Raw genomic sequence first — 21089 nt, 5'->3', positions numbered from 1 at the left:
GTCGCTGCGCCTAAGGAGTGAAGAGAATGAGCGACTATATTTTAGAGATGAAGGGCATTACCAAGGAATTCCCGGGCGTTAAGGCGCTCACGGACGTCAGCTTCAAGGTCGAACGGGGCGAGATCCACTGCCTTATCGGGGAAAACGGCGCAGGCAAGTCCACGCTGATGAAGGTGCTGAGCGGCGTTTATCCGCACGGCACGTATTCCGGAGACATCGTGTTTGACGGTAAGGTGCAAGCCTTCGGCAAGATCGGCGACAGCGTCAAGGCCGGCATCGCCATCATTTATCAAGAGCTCGCGCTGTTCCCGGATCTCACCGTCTACGAGAACATTTTTGCCGGCAACGAAGTGAAGAGAGGCGCGGTCGTCGACTGGAACCGCACGATCGTCGAAGCCAAGCGCATGCTGCGCAAGGTCAAGTTGAACGTCAATCCCGAGACGCTGATCAAGGATCTGGGCGTCGGCAAGCAGCAGCTCGTCGAGATCGCCAAGGCGCTCAGCAAGGAAGTGAAGCTGCTCATCCTGGACGAACCGACGGCCGCGCTCAACGAGAACGACAGCGAGAACCTGCTCGAACTGCTCCGCGAACTGAAGGACCAGGGCATCACATGCATCATGATTTCCCACAAGCTCAAAGAAGTCATCTCTATCGCCGACAAAGCGACCGTCATCCGGGACGGACGCACGATCTGCACGCTTGACGCCGCCAATGGCGAGATCACGGAAGGCGTCATCATCAAAAATATGGTCGGCCGGGAGATCGAGGACATCTATCCGAAGCGCTTGAACAAAAAGTTCGGCGATACGATTCTCGAGGTCCGCGACTGGACGGCTTACGACGCGCCGACGGGCAGAAACGTCGTAAAAAACGCCAGCCTGCACGTTAAAAAAGGAGAAATCGTCGGGATCGCCGGCTTGATGGGCTCGGGGCGGACGGAGCTGGCACTCAGCATCTTCGGCAATCCGAAGTCTTATAAACTGCAAGGCGAGCTGCAAATGGAAGGCAAGCGCCGATCGTTCAAGCATACGAGCGACGCGATCGAAGCGGGCATCGCCTACGTCACGGAAGACCGCAAGGGAGACGGCCTGTTCTTGCTTCAGGACATCAAGAGCAACGTCACTGCTGCCAATCTGTACGGCATCGCCAGGGGCGGCGTCATCAATCAGAACGAAGAGGTCAAGGTCGCGAACGAGTATAAGCGGTCGATGAACGTGAAGGCCCCTTCCGTCGAACAGATCGTCGGCAACCTGAGCGGCGGCAACCAACAGAAGGTATCGCTCGGCAAGTGGCTGTTCGTCGGACCGAAGCTGCTTATCCTCGACGAGCCGACCCGCGGCATCGACGTCGGCGCGAAGTTCGAGATCTACACGATCATGAACAAGCTGATCGCCGAGGGCATGAGCATCATCATGATCTCCTCGGAGCTCGGCGAAGTGCTCGGGATGAGCGACCGCGTATACGTCATGGCCGAGGGCAGGATCAAGGGCGAACTGCCGATCGAACAGGCTACCCAGGAAAAAATCATGGAGCTCGCCACGCAATAGGAGGTATCACCGATGAATTTCTTTAACGAAGCCAAGTCGCTGATCAAGGTGAATATTCGCGAGTACGGCATGTATATCGCGCTGTTCGTGATCATGCTTACTTTCTCGATCATGACGGACGGCCTGTTCATGTCCTCGCGCAACATCAGCAATCTGCTTGATATGACGGGCTACACCGCCGTGCTGGCCGTCGGCATGACGCTCGTCATCGTCATCCGGCACATCGACCTGTCGGTCGGCTTCGCCGCCGGCTTTATGGGCGCGATCGCCGCGATCATGCTGTCGGACTGGGGCGTGCCGGTCTATATAACGATTCCCGTCATCCTCGTGCTCGGCGTCGTCATCGGCATGTTCAACGGCGTACTGGTCGCCTCGGTCGGCATCCCGGCGTTCGTATCGTCGCTGGCGGCGATGCTGATCTTCCGCGGCGCGCTGCTCATGGTCACCGAGAAGACCGGTACGATTATCGTGAAAAACGAGCACTTTAACGCGCTGGGCAACGGATTTATTCCGTCCCTGGGCGAAGTCGGCGGACTCAGCGTGCTGTCGCTGATCCTGGGACTCGTCGTCATCGCGCTGTACATTTACTTTGAATTCGCGAACCGCCGCAACAAGCTGAAGTACGAGTTCGAGGTCGTCTCCGGCGGCATCTTCGCGGTTAAGCTCGTATTCGTATCCGCCATCATCGCTTATATTACCTGGATCATCGCCGGCTACAACGGCTTTTCCTGGACCGTCGTCATCATGCTGGCCGTTGTCGTGATCTACCACTTCCTGACGACCAAAACGGTGCTTGGCCGCCATATCTACGCGGTCGGCAGCAACCCGGAAGCCGCGCACCTGAGCGGGATCAGCGTCAAAAAGATCACGTACATCGTCTTCGGCTCGATGGGCATGCTGTCCGCGCTGTCCGGCATCCTGTACACCGCCCGTCTCCAATCGGCGACGACGACGGCGGGCACGCTGTTCGAGCTCGACGCGATCGCGGCCGCCTACGTCGGCGGCGTATCCGCAGCCGGCGGCGTCGGCAAAGTCACCGGCTCCATCATCGGCGCCATCGTCATGGCCTCGCTCACGAGCGGCATGAACCTGCTCGGCGTCGGCATCTCGTACCAATACATGATCCGCGGCGGTGTCCTGGCCGCGGCCGTCATCTTCGACGTCATGACGCGCAAGAAGAGAGCATAAGGGCAAGCTGGCCGAGCCGTTCGGTCCGCCGCGAGATTCGCGGGGACCGGGCGGCTTTTTAGTTGTGGGCGGCGCGGGGAGCGGGATCGCCTCTACTGCGGGAGGCGATTGGGCTGGCAGCGGCGTAAGAAGCCGCATCGCCTGCACTACGACAGGCGATTAGGCTGGAGGCGGCAATAGAAGCCGCATCGCCTTCTGAATAGAAGGCGATTGGGCCGGCGGCGGTGCAGGGAGAGGCAATCGCCTGCACTACAGCAGGCGATTAGGCTGGAGGCGGCGCGAGAAGACGCATCGCCTGCACTACAACAGGCGATTGGGCTGACAGCGGCGCGAGAAGACGCATCGCCTGCACAACAACAGGCGATTAGGCTGGAGGCGGCGCGAGAAGACGCATCGCCTGCACTACAACAGGCGATTGGGCTGGCCGCGGCGCGAGAAGTCGCATCGCCTGCACTACGACAGGCGATTAGGCTGGTGGCGGTGCAGGGAGAGGCATCGCCTGCACTACAGTAGGCGATTGGGCTGGAGCAGGCAATAGAAGACGCATCGCCTTCTGCATAGAAGGCAATTGGGCCAGCGGAGGCGCGATAAGTCGCATCTCCTTCTGCATAGAAGGCAATTGGGCCAGCGGAGGCGAGAGAAGACGCATCGCCTTCTGTATAGAAGGCGATTGAGCTGGCAGAGGCTTAAGGATTGGCATCGACTGCACAACGACAGCCGCTAACGCCTCATCGCTTAACTTCTTGACGCGCTCTTAAGATTAGATTAACATCTAATTAGATGTTAATCTAATCTGATCTTCTGTTGGAGGTGCACCCATGCAACTCGACAAAGTCGTCGCCTATCACAAGGCGCTGGCGGATCCGACGCGGCTGCGGATGCTGATCTTGCTGGCCGGCGGGGAACTTAGCGGGCTGGAGCTGGCGGAACGGCTGCATCTGGCGCCCGCTACGATCACGCATCATGCGGCGAAGCTGCGCGAGGCGAGTCTCATTCACGAGCGAAGGGAAAAGAACTCGATTTTTTTCACGCTCAACGATTACTTTCTCAAAAACAACGCCAACGCGGCTGTCGCGCTCATTTACAAAGATAGAGAAGGGAGGACGAACAACGTGGGGAACGAAGCGGATTCGCGCTTGAAAGACACTGTCGTTAAAAACTTTTTCACCACGGACGGCAGGCTCAAACACTTGCCGGCGCAATTGAAGAAGAAGCTGATCGTGCTGGCGCATCTCGCATCCAAACTGGAGCCGGGTCGGCGTTACGGCGAGCCGGAAATTAACACGTTCATCAAAGACTACCACGACGACTACGCAACGATCCGAAGAGAGTTTATCATGCATCAGTTCATGTTTCGCGAAAACGAGGTTTACGAGCTGAACCCGCCGGAAATGTGGGCAAAATCGTGAGTGCAGGCGATCTGACAGGCGACCGGACAGGCGAATTCCGCAAGCGGATCCGACTGTCCGGCCAACCTGTTCCTACCGCAGCAGCTCCCGCGCCAGCAAGCGAAACACGCTCAATCGCGAGGCCATACCGTGCGGCGTGCTATTGATCATCACTTCGTCGAACCCGTACAGCTCCTGGTCCCGGCGCAGCTGATCGGCGACCTCGGCGGGCGTGCCGACGAGATGAAGCTTGCGGTTCTCGCGGATGATGGCAAGATCCGCCTCGGTCAGTGGATAATCGCGCGCCTCCTCGGGCGTCATCACCGGCTGCAGCGAGCCCCGCATGAGCGACAGGCGCATCAGGTCTGCCGGCTTCGCGATGTACTCGGCTTCCTCGCGAGTCTCGGCGACCGTAGCCGAGTAAGTGACGAGGATGATCGGCTTGGGCATGAAATACGACGGCTCGAAGTTGTCCCGGTAGGCATCGAAAATCTCCCGCGTCATTTGACCGTTGAAAAATTGCGCAAAAGAGTAGCCTACTCCGAGCCTGCCCGCCCTTATGGCGCTGTTGCCCGTGGAGCCGAGCAGCCATGCTTCCGGCAGCGGCACATCGTAAGGCGAGGCCAGCAGACCCTCGTACAGCGGATCCTTCGGCGCGCGGTCGGCGATCAGCTGCATCGTCGTGTGCAGCTTGTCGTAAAGGTCGTCAGGCAGATGCGCCCGTCCCTCGGCGAGCGCGCGGGTCGAGAAATGGTCGCCGCCCGGCGCGCGCCCGGCGCCGAAGTCGATGCGCCCCGGGGAGAAGGCGCTGAGTGTCTTGAACACTTCGGCCAGCTTGAGCGGCGAATAGTGCATCATCATGACGCCGCCGGTGCCGATGCGGATGCGCTTGGTCAACGCGGCGAGCCGCGCCGCCACGATCTCGGGCGCCGTGCTGGCGAAGTTGCGGGTATTGTGATGCTCCGCCATCCACATCCGGTGGTAGCCGAGCTCGTCCGCGAGGACGGCGATCTCCTCGGCGTTGCGCAACGCTTGAGGAGCGTTGCTGCCCTTTACGATCGGCGCTTGATCCAGGATTCCAATCTTCATGCAGGTACGCCTTCCTTCCGCATTCCGTCTTCTTATCGTCTATATCTATACGGTAGCATATTTTCATCCATAAAAAAAAGCGCCCGAAGGCGCCCGGCTGCCGCTTATTCCTTGATGAGAGACAGGGCGTTATCCGCTTTGAGCACGTCGTGCTCGACTTGTTTTTCAACGTTGTACGGGTGGTACATTTCGTTCTCGATCATGTAGGCCGCAATCTTGCGATGCGTCTCGATCGCCGTATCCAGCTGCGCCTTCAGGATTTTATGAACCTTTGGCGTTGCCGTCTCCGTAAGCGCGATGGCGTAGCTGCGTACCGCGGCTTTTGCGGACAGCAGCATGTCGGTCGCGATCGCCAGATCGTCCAGCGGCGCCGTCGCTTTGAGCAGCACTTCTTTTTTCATCGTCGTCGTTGCCATATCAGTCACCTCTTATTGTAAGATGGATTTCAATTCTTCGATCGCCTTGGACGAATTCACCAGGTCTTGTTCGATCAGCGCCTTTAGCTTCTCGTCCGTCGCCAGCTCGAGCATTGCCCTCGCTTTGGTTGCGCACGACGTTTTTAACGTCAGGATCTCATGGACCTCAAGCTTCTCGTGCAGCGCCAATTCCTTTGCCATCTCGATCGCTCCTTCCATAGTGGGTGCCACCAAAAACATACCCTATCCTCGTATGCGAATAAACAAGCCAGATGAGAATTTTAGAGCGCGATTTGCGGTTTCATTTGCAAGTCACCCCCTATTCGACGGGATTCATCGGCATGATCCGAGGGGGAACGGGGGCCTTGCGCATGCGCCGTCCCGTTGACTGTGGTATATTGAATCATAAATAGCGGAGGAGGCGCCGGCATGTTACCGATTCAAAACGTGGAAATACAGAACAGGATCGATTCGCTCAAGGATCAGGACCTGTACATACATTTGGAATTGACGACGGGCGCTTACGCGGCCCACAACGATAGCACCAAGCATCCCGCGGCTAACTTCATTACGAACGCGCTGATCCGTTACGGCATCGGCTCGATCTCGGGCAACGGACCGTACAGGGTCGGTTTGAAAATGGAAAAGGGCTGGATTTACGCAGAGGGACTGACGCACTACGACGAGACGGACGAGGAGCGCCTGATCATGGCCGGCCACGACAGCTCGGGCAAGCTGGTCGTCGCCCTGCAGCTGAGCCGCGAACCCTTTTAACCTAACGACCGGGAAAGGAAGATATCCATGGAACAACGTATTCTAGTCGTGCTGCCGCATCCGGACGACGAATGCTTCGGCATCTCGGGCACGCTGGCCAAGCACATCGCGGCGGGCGCTCAGGTTACTTACGCCTGCCTGACCTTGGGCGAGCGCGCGCGCAATATGGGCAATCCCCCTTTTGCCAACCGCATCACGCTCCCGCAGATCCGCAAGGGCGAGCTCGAGCAGTCTTGCAAGGCCATCGGCATCCAGGATCTTCGCCTGCTGGGCTTCCACGACAAGACGCTTGAGTTCGAGGATCAGGACCTATTGGATCTGAAAATCGGCGAGCTGATGGCGGAGCTCGATCCGACGCTCGTCATCACGTTTTTCCCGGGCTTCGCGGTTCATCCGGACCATGACGCTACAGGCGCCGCCGTCGTCCGCACGATCGGCAAGCTGCAGCCGTCCGCCCGTCCGCCCGTGCACTGCCTCGCCTTTTCGCATAATCATCAGGAGTCGATCGGCGCTCCGGACGTCTTGGTGGACGTCAGCGATTTCCTGCAGCAGAAGATCGCATCGGTTTTGTCGCATCGCTCGCAATTTTACGTCCCGCAGCTGTTCGAGAAAAATCCGCACAAGAACCGCGAAGTGCAGGAGCGATTTGGCACGGAGCGTTTCTACACGTACAAGTTCGCCTGACCAAGGATGCGCCTTCGGGCGCGTGGCCCCGGGAAGCTGCTGGCATCTGGAAGGGCAAGCCAGCAGTTGATCCGGGAACCACAATACCCGCTCCAAGCGCCAACTGTCGATCTACGTGATACTTTTAAGCGCAAACCCGCTTCAAGCTCCGACTGTTGATCTACGTGCACGCTTGGGCCAGTTACTCCACGCGCTCTCGCCAACTGTTGATCTACGTGCATACTTCGAGCGCGGTCCTCGCTCCCATCGCCTTCTTCAAGCAGAATTCTGTTCTATCCGCCCCCGAATCCCCTCATTTTGTTCTACTCCTGCATCATTTTGTTGCTGACGCGCGCCGCGGACCGCATGGTACGATAAGCCTGTCGCCGGAAGCCCGGCGGCCGTTCATGCAAACGCTTCACCGGCGTCCGCTGCCGAAGCGAACGCTCTGCAAGCTGCGGTTCATTCCGGGCAATGGAGAGGAGAAGGTGAATGATGAATTGGAAAAAGCAATGGAGGGCGTGGGTCGCGGGGCTCTTGCTGGTCTCGCTGCTGCCCATGGGCACGGGGAGCGCGGCGGCGGCGCTGACGGAGGTGCCGTATGCGATGGACTCGAGCAACCAGGCAGGCTGGTGGAGTCCGCTCGCGACTTACGGCACGGGACTCGAGTATGCCTACATGGCGTACAACGCGCCGGGCAGCACCGCGGGCACGCACAAAGTATACATCGCAAGGCGCGACGGGACGGGGGCCTGGTCGAACATTCCGGTCATGAACGGCACCGCCGTGGCCGAATACGCCGACGACAACGGCCACAACCAGCCGTCGATCGCGCGGGACGGCAGCGGCCGATTCCACGTGTTCGCGTCCATGCACGATTCAACCTGGCATTATTTCCGGTCGGATACGGTCGGCGGCGCGCCGCAGAACCATTCGGCGGATATGCCCGACCAGACGATGAAGGTCACGTACCCGGTCGTGACGACGGCGCCGAACGGCGACCTCTACCTGCTCGTCCGGTCCAGCCTCGATACTGCCGGCAAGCGCAACGGCGTACTGCTGCGCTGGGACAACGCGGCCTCGACGTGGAGTCAGATCGCGGTCATCGCCTCAACGCTTAATCGTTCGGTGTACCCGGACGACCTGGCGTTCGACGCGAACGGCGATCTGCACATTTTGTTCGAATGGGCGTACTTCGCGGCCAGTCCGCTGCGCCACCAGCTGTCCTATCTCAAGTACAGCCCGTCCGCGAATACGTTCGCCAAGGCCGACGGTACGCCCGTCGCGGTACCCGTATCGCTGACGACGGCGGACATCGTGCAGCCGATGGCGCCGACCGAGATTTACGTGCAGAGCGGCAGCGACCCGGGAGGTCCCGGCGTGCAAAGCGCCAAGCTGACCGTCGACGCGGCAAACCGGCCGGTCATCGCGTACCGCTACCGCGAGGAGGGAAGTACGACGTTCTCCGTCAAGCAGGCGACGCGCGGCGCGACCGGCTGGAATCTGCAGACCGTCTACGACGCCGCCGAGACGACGGCCGCCATCGACGTCACCTGGACGGGCACGCAGTCGCGCGTCTATTATGTGACGGCCGCCGGGACGGATCGCGCCTTTATGGCGTCGCAATCGGGCACGGGCTGGAGCGTGGCATCGCTTGCGCCGGGCATCCCGATCCAGCGCCTCGCCGTCGAGCGGAACGCGAACAACGTCGATGTCCTGTATCTTGCGGATATCGCCAATCTCAAGCTGTATTACGGGCGCAATTGACCGACATATAGACAGGGGAGCGGCCGGACGCGCGCCAAACGTCTGGCTGCTCCCTTTTTCCCATCCGTTGACAACAAAAAGAGAGAGCGATTATAGTTAGTGCACCATGGCACTTCGGGAGAGAAGTCTTATGAACGTGTTCCGAACGCTTCGCGCGCGCAAGTTCCTGCAGCGGATCCTTCTCAGCTTCATGCTCGTCGTCGTCACTCTGGCGGTGACTGCTTATCTGCTCAACGTCAACGCCCGCGGCAAGGTTCTCAGCCTGCAGAACGATGCCGACCGCAAGCTGCTTACGCAGATCAACTACAATATCGAGAACATGAACGGCATCGTCAAGGACATGGCGGTGTCCTTGTTTAACGACGACGAGCTGATCGCGCTCAAGGCGGGGGCCGATTACCGGCAGAGCGTCCTGAAGATCGACCGCCTCGACCGGACGGTCGCCGAGTCGCCCTATTTGCATGCCGTCGCTTTTTACAACCCGAGCCAGAAGCGCTTTTTCTCCTCGCTCAATCACGGCATGGACAACAGCCGGCTGTATGAAGTTTTAGGCGGCTATCTTGAGCAGCACCAGGATGTCCCGAAGCTGCAGCTGATGCCGCTCGATCTGGACGGCGGCGGCAGCGGCATCGACGTTTTCGCCTGTTTCCTGTACGACGGTCCTTCGCTCGGCTCGGTCAACGGCAGCGTGCTGATCCTGACCGTGAAGCCGGATTGGCTGCTGGACAACGTGAAGGCGCTTAACAAGCTGGCCGACCGGGAGAAGGATCTGCTCCTCGTGACCGACGGGGAAGGCAACGTCCTCATGTCGAGCGAGCCGCTGTCTCCGGCGCAGCTGGCGCTCAAGGACGAGGTCATGCCGCGGATCGCTGCTTCGTCCAGCACGCTCGAGGATTTCGTTTACCGGCATGCAGGCAAGAAGTACAAGGTCGCTTATCTGGAAAAGGGGATGAACAACTGGCGCATCCTGAGCCTGCGCGACTACGATTCGGTACTGGGGAACGTGAACCGGATGAAGTGGACGGAGATCGGGGTTATGCTGTCGGTCGTCCTGTTCGCCGTGCTGCTGTCGGTGTTCTTCTCCCTGCGGCTGTATCGTCCGGTCGGGCGCCTGCTCAGCCTGATTCCCGAGGATCCGCGCGGGCACCCGCAGACGGAGGACGAGCTGACGCTTATCGCAACCAATTACATGGGCATGGTCGACAAGCTGAAGGGATTGGAGCGGGACGAGGCGTCCAAGCGCAACATCGCCAAGGTGTACCATCTGCGCAGCCTGCTCGGCGGGAGCGAGGCCGTATCCGAAGCCGAGTTCAGGCAGAACCGGGAGCAATACGGTATCGACATCGAAGGGGAGGGGGCGCTTAGACTCGCCGTCGTCCGGCTCGACCGTAGAGATGCGCTCGTCGCGGCGTCGGGCGAAAGCTCCGCATCGCTCTTTACCTTCGCCATCGCCAATATTGGCGAAGAGCTGCTTCGCCGCGACTACGGCTGCGAATACGCGGACATGAAGGACGGACATCTCGTATTTATCGTCAGCGCCAAGGGCGCCGGGGGGCTGGAGGCGCTGGCCGAACGCTTCCGCGAGCTGCAGGCGACGATCATGTCCTTTTACCGCATTTCGTTCACCGTCGCCCTAAGCCGCACGTTCGAGCGATATCGCGATATTTCCCGCCACTACGCGTTGACGCTCCGCCAGTCCGATTACCGGATGATTCTCGGCTACGGGGCGGTCATCGAGCCGGCGGATATCGAAGCCAACGAGCGCAACGAGCAATTCCGGATTCCCGGCGAGCTGGACAAGCAGTTGATCGAAGGGCTCAAGAGCGGCGATCTGGCGCAGACGACGGAAGCGATCGACAGCTGGAAGCGGGCGATCGGCGCGTTCAGCTTCGAAAATATGTTTTCGGCGCTGCTGCAGATGGGGATGACGATCAGCAATACGCTCGGCGAGATCAATCAATTCAACCTGAATCCGGTATCCGTCGACCTTCACGCGGTCAATCGGCGCCTGGTCGGCACCGAGACGCTGGACGAAGCGCGGGACGTGCTGCTCGCCGTGGCGCGGGAGATGTTCGAGCAGCGGCAGAGCGGCAAGGAAGACAAGAGCCGGCTGCTCGCCGACACGATCGCGGAGATCGTGGACAAGCATTTCGCCGATCCGGATCTCAACGTCCAGAAGATCGCGGACATGCTTAAGATGAACCCGGTCTACCTCGGCCAGGTTTATAAGGCGCAGTCGGGTGAGACGGTCGTCGACCGGATCAACACCGCGCGGCTCGCCCAGGCGAGGCTGCTGCTCGAGCAGCAGGACTTGACGGTGTCGGAAATTATGGAGCGGGTCGGCTTCGGCAACGAAAGCTATTTTTACCGGCTGTTCAAGCGCCGTTACAGCGTCACCCCCAAGGAATACAGACTAAAGTCCGCCATCGAACGAAATACGTGAACGACGCCCGTCCGGCATGCCGGAACGGGCTTTTTTTAGTGCGCATCTTAAAACTGCACAGAAAGTCGGAAGATTGGGGGGGGATATTCCGGACGCGCGGCCTCGTATAATGAGGTCAATCGGCAGCGCGCTCCGGCATCGCCGCTTAACCAGCCGGGACGATCACATGAGGGGGAACTCTGACGGGGACTACTTTCGACGCGCTGGTCGGGCAGATGTGTGAAGAAGTACTGACGGGGACTACTTTACACGTGCTGGTCGGGGGATGTGCGAAGAAGTGCTGACGGGGACTACTTTCGACGTGCTGGTCGGGGGATGTGCGAAGAAGTGCTGACGGGGACTACTTTCGACGTGCTGGTCGGGGGATGTGCGAAGAAGTGCTGACGGGGACTACTTTCGACGCGCTGGTCGGTCAGATGTGTGAAGAAGTGCTGACTGGGACTACTTTCGACGCGCTGGTCGGTCAGATGTGTGAAGAAGTGCTGACTGGGACTACTTTCGGCGAGCTGGCCTGACGGATGTGCGAAGAATTTCTGACTGAGACTACTTTCGGCGCGATGGCCTGGCAGCTGAGCGAAGAAGTGCTGACGGGGGCTGCTTTGTGCGCGCTGGCGGATCGTAGTAACGTCCATGGACGTTACTTTCGAGACAAAAGACGATTGGCGGATCAAAGTAACGTTCACGGATGTTACTTCCGGTATAACGGCGGGATAGGGGACAAAGTAACGTCCATGGACGTTACTTTGAAGTAAGGGCCAGCCGGATCCGGCTGGCCCTTTTCCTCGTGGAGCCGGCCGCTCCATCGGACCTGTTTACGACCTGCACGACCTGCACGACCTGCACGACTTGCACGACCTGTACTGCACCTGTACCGGACCCATATACGACCTGTACTGCACCTGTACAGCCCGCGCGCCGCGCCGTTACAGCATTCTGGCATACGTACAGCCCGCGTTTACAGGAATCCTGCATATGTACAGTACCGCGATTTCGGCCCGCTGCGCTATCGTTAGACCTGCAAGCCGGAGCAACAAGGCAGCAAGGGAAGCAAGGGAAGGAGCATTCGTCATGCCGAACAAAGCATCGGTCGCCCTGAGCGACCAGAGCCGCACAAGCGCATTAGCCGACGCGCAATCATCGCCGCAAGCCGGCATCGCCCACAAGCCGAAGCGCAAATCATTTATCCGAAGAGAGCTCAAACATTTTAAGAACAACCGGGAGCTGTTCCTGCTGTCGCTGCCCGGACTTCTGTACAAGTTGATCTTCGCGTACCTGCCGATGGTCGGGCTCATCATCGCCTTCAAAAATTATCGCTACGATCTCGGAATGTTCGGGAGCAAGTGGGTCGGCCTGGACAATTTCCGGTTCCTGTTCACGACGGATACCGCCTGGCGAATCACCCGCAACACTGTGTTGTACAACGCCGGTTATATGTTGATCACGACGCTCGGCGCCTTGTTCCTGGCGGTGCTGATGAACGAGCTGAAGGCGAAGTATACGAAGTTTTATCAGACGGCCCTGTTCCTGCCTCACTTTTTGTCCTGGGTGCTCGTGGGCTACATCGCCTACGCGTTCCTGAATCATTCGGACGGCTTCATCAACCGGATGCTGATCTCCCTCGGGTTCGAGCCGGTCAGCTGGTACCAGGATTCGGGTCCCTGGCCGGTCATTCTAATCGTCGTTCATCTATGGAAGGCGATCGGCTTCACGACCTTGATCTACTTCGCGGGCATCATGGGCATCAGCGGGGATTATTACGAGGCCGCCCGGATCGACGGCGCGACCAAGGCGCAGATGGCGCTGAAAATCACCGTGCCGCTGCTGACGCCGCTCATCATCATCATGCTCATTCTCTCGATCGGCGGCATGTTCCGCGGCGACTTCGGGCTGCATTACTTCATTCCGAACAACTCGGGTTTCCTGTTCTCCTCCACGGACGTCATCGACACTTATGTATACCGGGCGCTTCGCGAGGTCGGGAACGTGAGCATGTCGGCCGCGGTAGGGTTCTATCAATCGATCGTCGGCTTCATCCTGGTGCTCGTCGCGAACGGCATCGTACGCAAAATCAACCCGGATCACTCGATGTGGTAAGGAGGAATCGCAGATGCAGCAAGCAAGTCCGATCCCGCGCACGTTTATCCACCTGTTCTTCGTCATCCTCTCCGTCTTGATGATCCTGCCGTTCCTGCTCGTCGTTGCCGTGTCCCTCACGGACGAACAGGCGCTGACGCAGCACGGCTATCAATTTTGGCCGAGCGTCTTCAGTCTCAATGCCTACCGGTACATGCTCGACTCGCCGGTCATTCTGTTCCGGGCTTACGAGGTGACGCTGCTGGTCACGGTCGTCGGCACGATCGTCAGCCTGCTCATTACCGCGATGACCGCCTACGTCGTCTCCCGTCCGGATTACCGGTACAACCGCGCCACGACCTTCTACGTTTTTTTCACGATGCTGTTCAGCGGAGGACTCGTTCCTTCTTACATTTTGGTCACGCAGTATTTACATCTCAAGGACAGTCTGCTGGCGCTGATCCTGCCCGTTCTGCTGTCGCCGTTCAACATCATGGTGATGAAAGGGTTCCTGTCGAAGCTGCCGTTCGAGGTGATCGAATCGGCCAAGATCGACGGGGCGCGGGAATTCAAGATTTTCTTCCGCATCATCCTGCCGCTGTCGACGCCGGCACTGGCGACGATGGGCCTCTTGATCGCATTTGCTTACTGGAACGAATGGTTCAACGCCATGCTGTACATCGACGATCCGAACAAGGTGCCGCTGCAGCTCTTGCTGGTGCGGACGCTGAACAGCATCGAGTTCATCACGGCCAACTCGGACTTCGCCCAGCAGCTGGGCATCGACCTGTCGCACTTCCCGAACAACTCCGCGCGGATGGCGATCGCCGTTCTGGCGGGCGGACCGATGCTCATCGTGTTCCCGTTCTTCCAGCGTTTTTTCGTCAAAGGACTTACGGTTGGCTCCCTCAAGGGTTAACATATTTGAATCAGAGCACAAAACTAGGAGGTCACAGGAATGCTGAAAAGAAAAATCGGCTCCACGGCGGCGCTTGCGCTGCTGACCGCAACCGCGCTGGCGGCATGCGGCAACAACGACAATAACGGGGGCAACGCCGCCGCTTCGCCAAGCGCGAGCGGTTCGTCCCCGGCCGCGTCCAGCGCGTCGGCGACGGCTTCGAGCGGATCAGAGCTCAAGCCGGTCGAGCTGACCTGGTACTATCCGCTCAACCAGATGCAGCCGGACCAACAGAAGGTCGAAGACGCGGTCAACAAGATCGTCAAAGAGAAGATCAACGCGACCGTCAAACTGAAACCGGTTGCACTGGGCGACTACGTGCAAAAGATGAACACCGTGCTGGCCGCCAGCGAGACGTTCGACATCATGTGGACCGGCTATCTGATCAAGCCGGAGGAGCTCGTCCGCAAGGGCGCGCTGCTGCCGCTCGACGACCTCATCGAACAAAACGCGCCGGCGCTGAAGGCGGATATGCCGCAGTACATGTGGGACGGTCTCACGGTCGACGGCAAGATCTACGGCGTCGCCAACCAGCAGATCAACGGCTCCCGCTATGGCTTCATCATCCAGAAGCGCTTCGCCGACAAGTACCAGCTCGACACCGCGTCCATCAAGAAAATGGAAGACATCGAGCCGTTCCTCGAGAAGATCAAGCAGGGCGAGCCGGACATCATTCCGTTCAACGGCTACTACAACACCGTGCTGCACGACGCGACGTACTGGGGCGTTCCTGGTCTTGACGACCACTTCTTCATCAAGTCGGGCGATCCGACCTACAAGCTGTACCGCTATCCGGAGGAAGAGCTGAATACCTTCAGGCTGGCGAGCAAATGGTACAAAGCCGGCTACATCTACAAAGACGCGGCCACGGCCAAGATGACGGATTACCAGGCGAAGGGCCAGATCGCGGTTGATTTCCAAAACGTCCTGAAGCCTGGCGTCGAAGCCGAAGTCAAAGGACGCAACGGCGGCAACGACGTCGTCATCGTGCCGATCAGCGACTGGTTCACCAACGGCTACTCGGCGACGACCAACCTGTCGATCAGCCGCACGTCGAAAAATCCGGAGCGCGCGATGATGCTCATCAACCTGATGAACAGCGACGCGGAGCTGTATAACTTGATCAGCAACGGCATTGAAGGCGAGCACTATACGAAGAGCGCGGAAGGCTTTATCACGCCGAAGGAAGATTCCAAGTACCGTCCGAACATGGACTTCATTTTCGGCAACGTGTTCAACAGCTACCTGAAGGAAGGCCAGCCGAAGGACGTATGGGAGCAAACGAAAAAAATCAACGAAACGGCCGAGTTGAATCCGGTCGGCGGCTTCAAGTTCAATTCCGAGCCCGTCGTCACCGAGATCGCCAACCTGAACGCGGTATGGGGCGAGTACAAGAAGGGCATCAACACCGGCACGCTCGACTTCGACAAGACATGGCCGGGTCTGTACGAGAAGCTGAAGGAAGCGGGCGAGGAGAAGTATGTCGCCGAGGTGACGAAGCAATTCGAGGAATACTTGAAGACGTCGGGTCTCAAAAAATAATCGCATGAGCGGTCCGCGGCAACGAGAAAGGCGCCGAAGTCGGGCGCGGTGTTCCAGACTCATACCTTAAGGAGAGATGGAAACGCATGCTCTTGAAAAGACGGATGACAGCTTGGCTTGCAGGCTTGATGGTATTATTCTGCGCTTTTCCGATGATGCAAGTATCCGCTGCGACCGGCGAGGCGCCGAATGCCGGGGCCGTGCTTTACGTCGCGACGAACGGCAGCGACGCCAACGCCGGCACGATCGCCGCGCCCTTCAAGACGCTGGAGAAGGCGCGCGACGCCATCCGCGATTTGAAGGAAGACGGCGGCCTGCCGGACGGCGGCGTCACCGTCTACCTGAGAGAAGGGCTGTACGAGCGGACGTCGAGCTTCGAACTCGGCGCCGCCGACTCGGGCGAAGCCGGCAAGACGATCACGTACATGGCTTACCCCGGTGAGACTGTCCGCCTGTCGGGCGGCCGCGATATCCCGAAGAGCGGGTTCGTGCCGGTGACCGACAGCACCGTGCTGAATCGGATCATCAGCCAGGACGCGAGGTCGAAGGTGCTGCAGATCGATCTCGCCGCGCTCGGCATTACGGACTATGGCGTGATGAGCCGCCACGGCTACTATCTGGCCAACGATCTGAGCCAGGTGCCGCCAATGGAGCTGTACGTGAACGGCCAAGGCATGACGCTCGCCCGCTGGCCCAACGAAGGCACGGTCCAGATGGGCGACATCATCGACATGGGACCGACGCGCAAGGACGCGGACCTGCAGCAGCGAGGCGGTACGTTCACGTATACGTACGACCGACCGCAATATTGGACGCAGGCGGACGACATCTGGCTGGACGGCATTTTCGGCTACAGCTGGGAGTGGTCGTACAACAAGATCGCCGCGATCGACACGGCGAACAAGACGATCACGCTGCGCTACGGCGAGATGAGCGGTCTGTACAAGAACTGGTACCCGGATTTCCACTTCGCGCAGAACCTGCTCGAGGAGATCGACATGCCGGGCGAGTACTACATCGACCGCGGCGCCGGCAAGCTTTACTATTTGCCGAACGCCGAGTTTAAGACCGCGAATCCCGAGATCACGGTGACGATGCTGAAGACGCCGATGATTAATTCAATCGACGCTTCTTACATCGACTTCAAAGAGCTGGTCCTCGAAAACGGGCGGGACTCGGCGGCCGTCATCGTCGGCGGCAGCCACGTGCGCATCGTGAACAGCGAGATCCGCAACTTCACGAACAGCGGCGTGCTGATCAATACGCAGAGCCGGTTTTTCTATAACATTTTCGACGGAGCGCCGGGCACCGATCTCGGTATCGTGGGGTCCCATATCCACCATATCGGCGGCACCGCGGTCACGCTGAGCGGCGGCAACAAGACGACGCTCGCGCCGGGCAACAACTACGTCGAAAACTCGCATATTCACGACTTCGCCTATTATCACAAGGCGTACAATCCCGGCGTCATCCTGTCGGGCGTCGGCAACCGGATGTCGCACAACGAGCTGCACGACGCGCCCCACCCGGGCGTGCTCGTCTTCGGCAACGACCATCTGATCGAGTACAACGAGATATACGACGTGTGCAAAAGCTTCTCCGACCTCGGCGCGATCTACATGAACGCGGGCGAGACGCCGCAGCAGCGAGGCACCGTCATCCGGCGCAACTATTTCCACGACATCGGAACGAGCAAGGCCGGCGTCGAGGGCATTTATCCCGACAACTTCACGATGGGGCTCAAGATCGAGGAGAACGTCTTCTACAAGATGGGCAACTCCGCCATCAAGAACAATGGCGGCGCGCATATTCTCTCGCGCAACAACATCTTTGTCGACGCGAAGGTGCCGTACGATTATGCGGATATCTATCTGGGCGACAGCCCGGACGGTCAGATCGCGAAAAACTACATGCCGAAGTGGCAGGCGCTGTTCGCCGCGAACAACGACTTCGTCGGTACGCCGTATCTGACCAAGTATCCGGAGCTGGCCAACTTCTTCGATGAAAATCGCTATTATCCGGATACCAATACGTTCCAGGGCAACATTGTCTACAATCCGAACGTAGCCCGCGTCGGGACCAACGCGAACGGCGCTTACGACAAGTTCAACCTCGTCCAGTACGCGAACAACTGGGTGACGACGACCGATCCCGGCTTCGTCAACCTGGCGGGCGGCGACCTGACGCTGGCGGCTAACGCGCCGGCCTATACGCAAATTCCGGGCTTCCCGCAAATTCCGTTCGGCGACATCGGCACGTCAGGAACGCCAGGAACGACGGCGGATCCGCACGAATTCCCGGTGACCGGCGTCGCGGTGTACAACGACGCGATCAACGTCGATCGCTTCAAATCGGTGAAGCTGCAGACGGCGGTCGTGCCGTGGAACGCCAGCAACGCGGCGCTCACGTTCGCGTCGGCCGATCCGTCGATCGCCACGGTGAGCGCGGCGGGCGTCGTCACGGGGCAGTCGGTCGGCGATACGACGATCACGGTCGCGTCGGCCGCCAATCCGAGCCTGACGGCGGTCGTATCGGTTCACGTCGAGACCGGCGACGGCATCATGGACCGGACGGACTTCGAATCCGGATCCGGCCTGTGGCCGCAGGATGCGAACCGCTCGATCGTCAAGGTCGACGACAACCGGTGGTATAAGCTGCTGAATAACGCTTCGACGCTCATCAACAAGGATTTTACAGATTACGAGCTGACCTTTAAGCTGAAGACGCCCGAGGTCATGCCGGCCTTCGCGACGCTGTACATCTTCGACAAGCAGGTGGGCAGCGGCTCGACGCGGATCGGCTACAAGGTGCGGGAGGACGGCACGTCGTCCTGGCTCCTGTACAATTCGGCCTGGGCGGTGCTCAAGGAAGTGAAGCTGCCCGGCCAAGATCTGCTGCCGAATACGACGTACGATATCAAAGCGCTCGTAAAAGGCTCGGACTACAGCGTCTACGTGAACGGCGCGTTCCGGCTGAAGGCTGCGGATCCGGGACACAACGCGAGCGGCAAGGTCGGCTTCTACGTCAACAACGTCACGAACATGATGTTCGACGACATCCAGTTCAAGGCGTCGACGACCGACGTGTCCGGCGTCATCCCGACGGAAAATCCGGTGCGCGTGACTGCCGGACAGACGAAGCAGCTGACCGTGTCTTTTGATCCGGTTAACGCGGCGAACCAGGGATTGACCTGGACGTCCAGCGATTCTTCGGTGGCGACCGTGAACACGAACGGCGTCGTCACCGCCGTAAACGAGGGCGAGGCGACGATCACGGCGACCTCGGTCGAAAACGCGAGTGCGACGGCGGCCATCCAAGTGATCGTATCGAACGTCATGCACTTCACGAACTTCGAGTCTGGCGGCAACGGTTGGCCCGTCGACCCGAACCGCAGCATCTATCTGGACGCGAACGGGAACCGCTGGTACAAGATTTTGAACGGCGCGACCGGGCTGCTGGATAAGACGTTCTCGGATTATATGCTCGAGTTCAAGCTCCGGACGCCGCCTACGCTGCCGACGGGCGGAGGCACGCTGTATATCTTCGACCGGCAGGACGCGACCGCTTCGACCCGCATCGGTTATAAGATGAAGGCGGACGGCACGTCGGATTGGGTGCTGTACAACGGCAGCTGGGCCGTGCTGAAAACGGCGCCTCAGACCGGGTGGGATTTGGCGGCCGATACGACTTATGACGTGAAAGTCCTTGCGGAGGGCGGACATCTCAAGGTGTACGTGAACGGGGCGCTTCGGCTGGACGCTACCGACCCGGGCTACCGCCCGTCGGGGAAGGTCGGCTTCTATGCAAGCGGGTTTAGCTACCTGCTTTTCGACGACGTCCGCTTTTCGGTCTTGCCGCAGGAGCCGGCGCCGGCATTGTCGTCGCCGCTCGCGGTGGCGCCCGGCAGCGCGCCGGGTTCTGTTCAGGTGACCGCCGTCGCATCGGATGCGGCGAACAGCCTGCACTTGGTCGTCTCGGCGGCGCCGCTCGCGACGCCGAAGCTGGGCAGCGCGACGCTGCCGGGCGGGGCGGTCCCGCTTGCAAGCGGGACCGCGCTGGAGCTGCCCGCGGCTGCGGCGGGCGCTTACGTCGGCGTCTACGAGACGTCGACGGCGACGGGCAAGATCGCGCGGTTCGGCGCGCGGCAGCTTGCCGCGGCCGACATCGCGCCGTATCCGGCGGCCGCGCTCAGCGTGACGGCGGCGCCGGGATCGGCCGCGGGCACAACGCGGCTGGCGGTGGGCGACTTGCCGGCGGGCCATGCGCTGAAGGCAGCAGTGCTTGAATCGGCGGCGGAGCTGCCTGCGGTGCCGGATCTGGGCGGCACGGCGCCGGCAGGCGCGGCCGACTATGCGGCGGGCAGCGACCTTGCCGCAGCCGAAGGCAACGCGGTCGCGGTCTACGAGCTGGATGCCGCGGGCAAGATTGCGGCATTCGGCACGGTGACGCTGACAGCGGAGCAGATCAAGGGCGAGGAAGCGACCGAGGGGCCGGGGCTGCCCGGCAAACCGGTGCTGTCGAGCGACAACGGGTACGACACGGGCTTGCTCGACGGCGACTACAAGATTACGATGAACCTTTGGTACGGCGAGAACGGCACCGTCTACAAGCTGTACGAGAACGACGTGCTCATCGATACGCAGTCGCTCGCCAGCGCATCGCCGGGGGCGCAAACGGCGGTCACGACGATTACGGGTCGGACCGATGGCACGTACCGCTATCGGGCCGAGCTGATCAATGCGAAGGGCAAGACGACGAGCGAGACATTCACCGTCACGTTCAAGGACGCGAAGCCGGGCAAGCCGGTGCTGTCCGCGAACAACTGGGACGGCGACGGCAGCTACGACGTGTCGATGAACATGTGGTGGGGCACGAACGGCGGGACTTACCGTTTGTACGAGAACGGCGTGCTGATCGATACGCAGCAGCTGACCGCCGGCACGCCTTCCGCGCAAGCCGCGAAGACTACCGTCTCCAGCCGGGCGCCGGGCAGCTACGAATATCGTGCGGAGCTCGCCAATGCGGCTGGCGCGACGACGAGCGATACGCTGCTCGTGCAGGTGACGAAGTAAGGCAAAGTAAGGCAAAGTAAGGCAAAGTTGACCATACTTAAAAGAAACCGTTCCTTTACGAGGATGGCTGCGATAAGCGGTCGTTCGCGGAAGGGGCGGTTTCTTTGTTTTTTGCAGCGGCAGCTTGGGATTGCTCGAACGCCACTGGACCCGAGCGAAGACGGAGGAG

Annotated in this window: 15 protein-coding genes; 12 read left to right on the top strand and 3 right to left on the bottom strand. The window is 59.9% G+C overall.

The window, feature by feature from the left end; genetic code table 11:
• Positions 1-26 precede the first annotated feature (26 nt).
• From ACFOTD_RS14245 to ACFOTD_RS14235, 3 genes are all read left to right on the top strand, one after another.
• A complete protein-coding gene (locus ACFOTD_RS14245; RefSeq protein ID WP_378119794.1) occupies positions 27-1547 on the top strand; it encodes an ATP-binding cassette domain-containing protein in 1521 nt (506 codons plus the stop codon).
• A 12-nt stretch (positions 1548-1559) separates the two neighbouring features.
• The gene (locus tag ACFOTD_RS14240) at positions 1560-2735 is read left to right on the top strand and encodes a sugar ABC transporter permease (RefSeq protein ID WP_378119792.1); all 1176 of its coding nucleotides are present in this window, start codon (positions 1560-1562) and stop codon (positions 2733-2735) included.
• A gap of 818 nt (positions 2736-3553) precedes the next feature.
• Positions 3554-4144 (top strand): DUF2087 domain-containing protein, encoded by a 591-nt coding sequence (locus ACFOTD_RS14235; protein ID WP_378119791.1) that lies wholly within the window; start codon positions 3554-3556, stop codon positions 4142-4144.
• A gap of 72 nt (positions 4145-4216) precedes the next feature.
• Here the strand turns inward: ACFOTD_RS14235 and ACFOTD_RS14230 are convergent, their stop codons facing one another.
• The 3 genes from ACFOTD_RS14230 to ACFOTD_RS14220 all read right to left on the bottom strand — a co-directional run bounded on the left by ACFOTD_RS14230 (position 4217) and on the right by ACFOTD_RS14220 (position 5829).
• Positions 4217-5212, bottom strand: coding sequence for an LLM class flavin-dependent oxidoreductase (locus ACFOTD_RS14230; RefSeq protein WP_378119789.1), 996 nt, complete (start codon positions 5210-5212; stop codon positions 4217-4219).
• A 104-nt stretch (positions 5213-5316) separates the two neighbouring features.
• Complete coding sequence (locus ACFOTD_RS14225) at positions 5317-5628, bottom strand: spore coat protein (RefSeq protein ID WP_378119787.1); 312 nt, start codon at positions 5626-5628, stop codon at positions 5317-5319.
• Between the two features lie 12 nt (positions 5629-5640).
• Positions 5641-5829: a spore coat protein gene (locus ACFOTD_RS14220; protein WP_378119785.1), complete on the bottom strand. Its 189-nt coding sequence runs from the start codon at positions 5827-5829 to the stop codon at positions 5641-5643.
• Between the two features lie 228 nt (positions 5830-6057).
• On the opposite strand from ACFOTD_RS14220, the gene ACFOTD_RS14215 reads away from it, so the two are divergent.
• The 9 genes from ACFOTD_RS14215 (at position 6058) to ACFOTD_RS14175 (ending at position 20920) form a co-directional block, all read left to right on the top strand.
• Positions 6058-6402: a YojF family protein gene (locus tag ACFOTD_RS14215; RefSeq protein ID WP_378119783.1), complete on the top strand. Its 345-nt coding sequence runs from the start codon at positions 6058-6060 to the stop codon at positions 6400-6402.
• 27 nt (positions 6403-6429) lie between these two features.
• Positions 6430-7086, top strand: coding sequence for a bacillithiol biosynthesis deacetylase BshB2 (gene bshB2 / locus ACFOTD_RS14210; protein WP_378119781.1), 657 nt, complete (start codon positions 6430-6432; stop codon positions 7084-7086).
• 471 nt (positions 7087-7557) lie between these two features.
• The gene (locus tag ACFOTD_RS14205) at positions 7558-8832 is read left to right on the top strand and encodes a BNR-4 repeat-containing protein (RefSeq protein ID WP_378119779.1); all 1275 of its coding nucleotides are present in this window, start codon (positions 7558-7560) and stop codon (positions 8830-8832) included.
• 130 nt (positions 8833-8962) lie between these two features.
• On the top strand, positions 8963-11275 hold the full coding sequence (locus ACFOTD_RS14200) for a helix-turn-helix domain-containing protein (protein ID WP_378119777.1): 2313 nt from the start codon (positions 8963-8965) through the stop codon (positions 11273-11275).
• Positions 11276-11640: 365 nt separating this feature from the next.
• Positions 11641-11790 carry a hypothetical protein gene (locus ACFOTD_RS14195; protein WP_378119775.1) on the top strand — a complete coding sequence of 50 codons (150 nt, stop codon included), beginning with the start codon at positions 11641-11643 and terminating at the stop codon, positions 11788-11790.
• 553 nt (positions 11791-12343) lie between these two features.
• Positions 12344-13369 (top strand): ABC transporter permease, encoded by a 1026-nt coding sequence (locus ACFOTD_RS14190; RefSeq protein WP_378119774.1) that lies wholly within the window; start codon positions 12344-12346, stop codon positions 13367-13369.
• Positions 13370-13382: 13 nt separating this feature from the next.
• Positions 13383-14267, top strand: a complete 885-nt coding sequence (locus ACFOTD_RS14185) for a carbohydrate ABC transporter permease (RefSeq protein WP_378119772.1) — start codon at positions 13383-13385, stop codon at positions 14265-14267.
• Positions 14268-14306: 39 nt separating this feature from the next.
• On the top strand, positions 14307-15848 hold the full coding sequence (locus ACFOTD_RS14180; protein WP_378119770.1) for an ABC transporter substrate-binding protein: 1542 nt from the start codon (positions 14307-14309) through the stop codon (positions 15846-15848).
• A gap of 86 nt (positions 15849-15934) precedes the next feature.
• Positions 15935-20920, top strand: a complete 4986-nt coding sequence (locus ACFOTD_RS14175) for an Ig-like domain-containing protein (protein ID WP_378119768.1) — start codon at positions 15935-15937, stop codon at positions 20918-20920.
• The last annotated feature ends 169 nt before the right edge of the window (positions 20921-21089 follow it).

Origin of the sequence: Cohnella sp. GCM10012308 (assembly GCF_042649185.1) — a bacterium.
Classification (GTDB): Bacteria; Bacillota; Bacilli; order Paenibacillales; family Paenibacillaceae; genus Cohnella.
This window is presented reverse-complemented; position numbering and strand designations above follow the sequence as displayed.

Bases quoted from the DNA above. Each gene is read 5' to 3' on its own strand.
- bshB2 (WP_378119781.1), top strand. From the start codon at position 6,430: ATGGAACAACGTATTCTAGTCGTGCTGCCGCATCCGGACGACGAATGC.
- ACFOTD_RS14240 (WP_378119792.1), top strand. From the start codon at position 1,560: ATGAATTTCTTTAACGAAGCCAAGTCGCTGATCAAGGTGAATATTCGC.
- ACFOTD_RS14220 (WP_378119785.1), bottom strand. From the start codon at position 5,829: ATGGCAAAGGAATTGGCGCTGCACGAGAAGCTTGAGGTCCATGAGATC.
- ACFOTD_RS14215 (WP_378119783.1), top strand. From the start codon at position 6,058: ATGTTACCGATTCAAAACGTGGAAATACAGAACAGGATCGATTCGCTC.
- ACFOTD_RS14235 (WP_378119791.1), top strand. From the start codon at position 3,554: ATGCAACTCGACAAAGTCGTCGCCTATCACAAGGCGCTGGCGGATCCG.
- ACFOTD_RS14175 (WP_378119768.1), top strand. From the start codon at position 15,935: ATGCTCTTGAAAAGACGGATGACAGCTTGGCTTGCAGGCTTGATGGTA.
- ACFOTD_RS14230 (WP_378119789.1), bottom strand. From the start codon at position 5,212: ATGAAGATTGGAATCCTGGATCAAGCGCCGATCGTAAAGGGCAGCAAC.
- ACFOTD_RS14185 (WP_378119772.1), top strand. From the start codon at position 13,383: ATGCAGCAAGCAAGTCCGATCCCGCGCACGTTTATCCACCTGTTCTTC.
- ACFOTD_RS14190 (WP_378119774.1), top strand. From the start codon at position 12,344: ATGCCGAACAAAGCATCGGTCGCCCTGAGCGACCAGAGCCGCACAAGC.
- ACFOTD_RS14205 (WP_378119779.1), top strand. From the start codon at position 7,558: ATGATGAATTGGAAAAAGCAATGGAGGGCGTGGGTCGCGGGGCTCTTG.
- ACFOTD_RS14245 (WP_378119794.1), top strand. From the start codon at position 27: ATGAGCGACTATATTTTAGAGATGAAGGGCATTACCAAGGAATTCCCG.
- ACFOTD_RS14225 (WP_378119787.1), bottom strand. From the start codon at position 5,628: ATGGCAACGACGACGATGAAAAAAGAAGTGCTGCTCAAAGCGACGGCG.
- ACFOTD_RS14195 (WP_378119775.1), top strand. From the start codon at position 11,641: ATGTGCGAAGAAGTGCTGACGGGGACTACTTTCGACGCGCTGGTCGGT.
- ACFOTD_RS14180 (WP_378119770.1), top strand. From the start codon at position 14,307: ATGCTGAAAAGAAAAATCGGCTCCACGGCGGCGCTTGCGCTGCTGACC.
- ACFOTD_RS14200 (WP_378119777.1), top strand. From the start codon at position 8,963: ATGAACGTGTTCCGAACGCTTCGCGCGCGCAAGTTCCTGCAGCGGATC.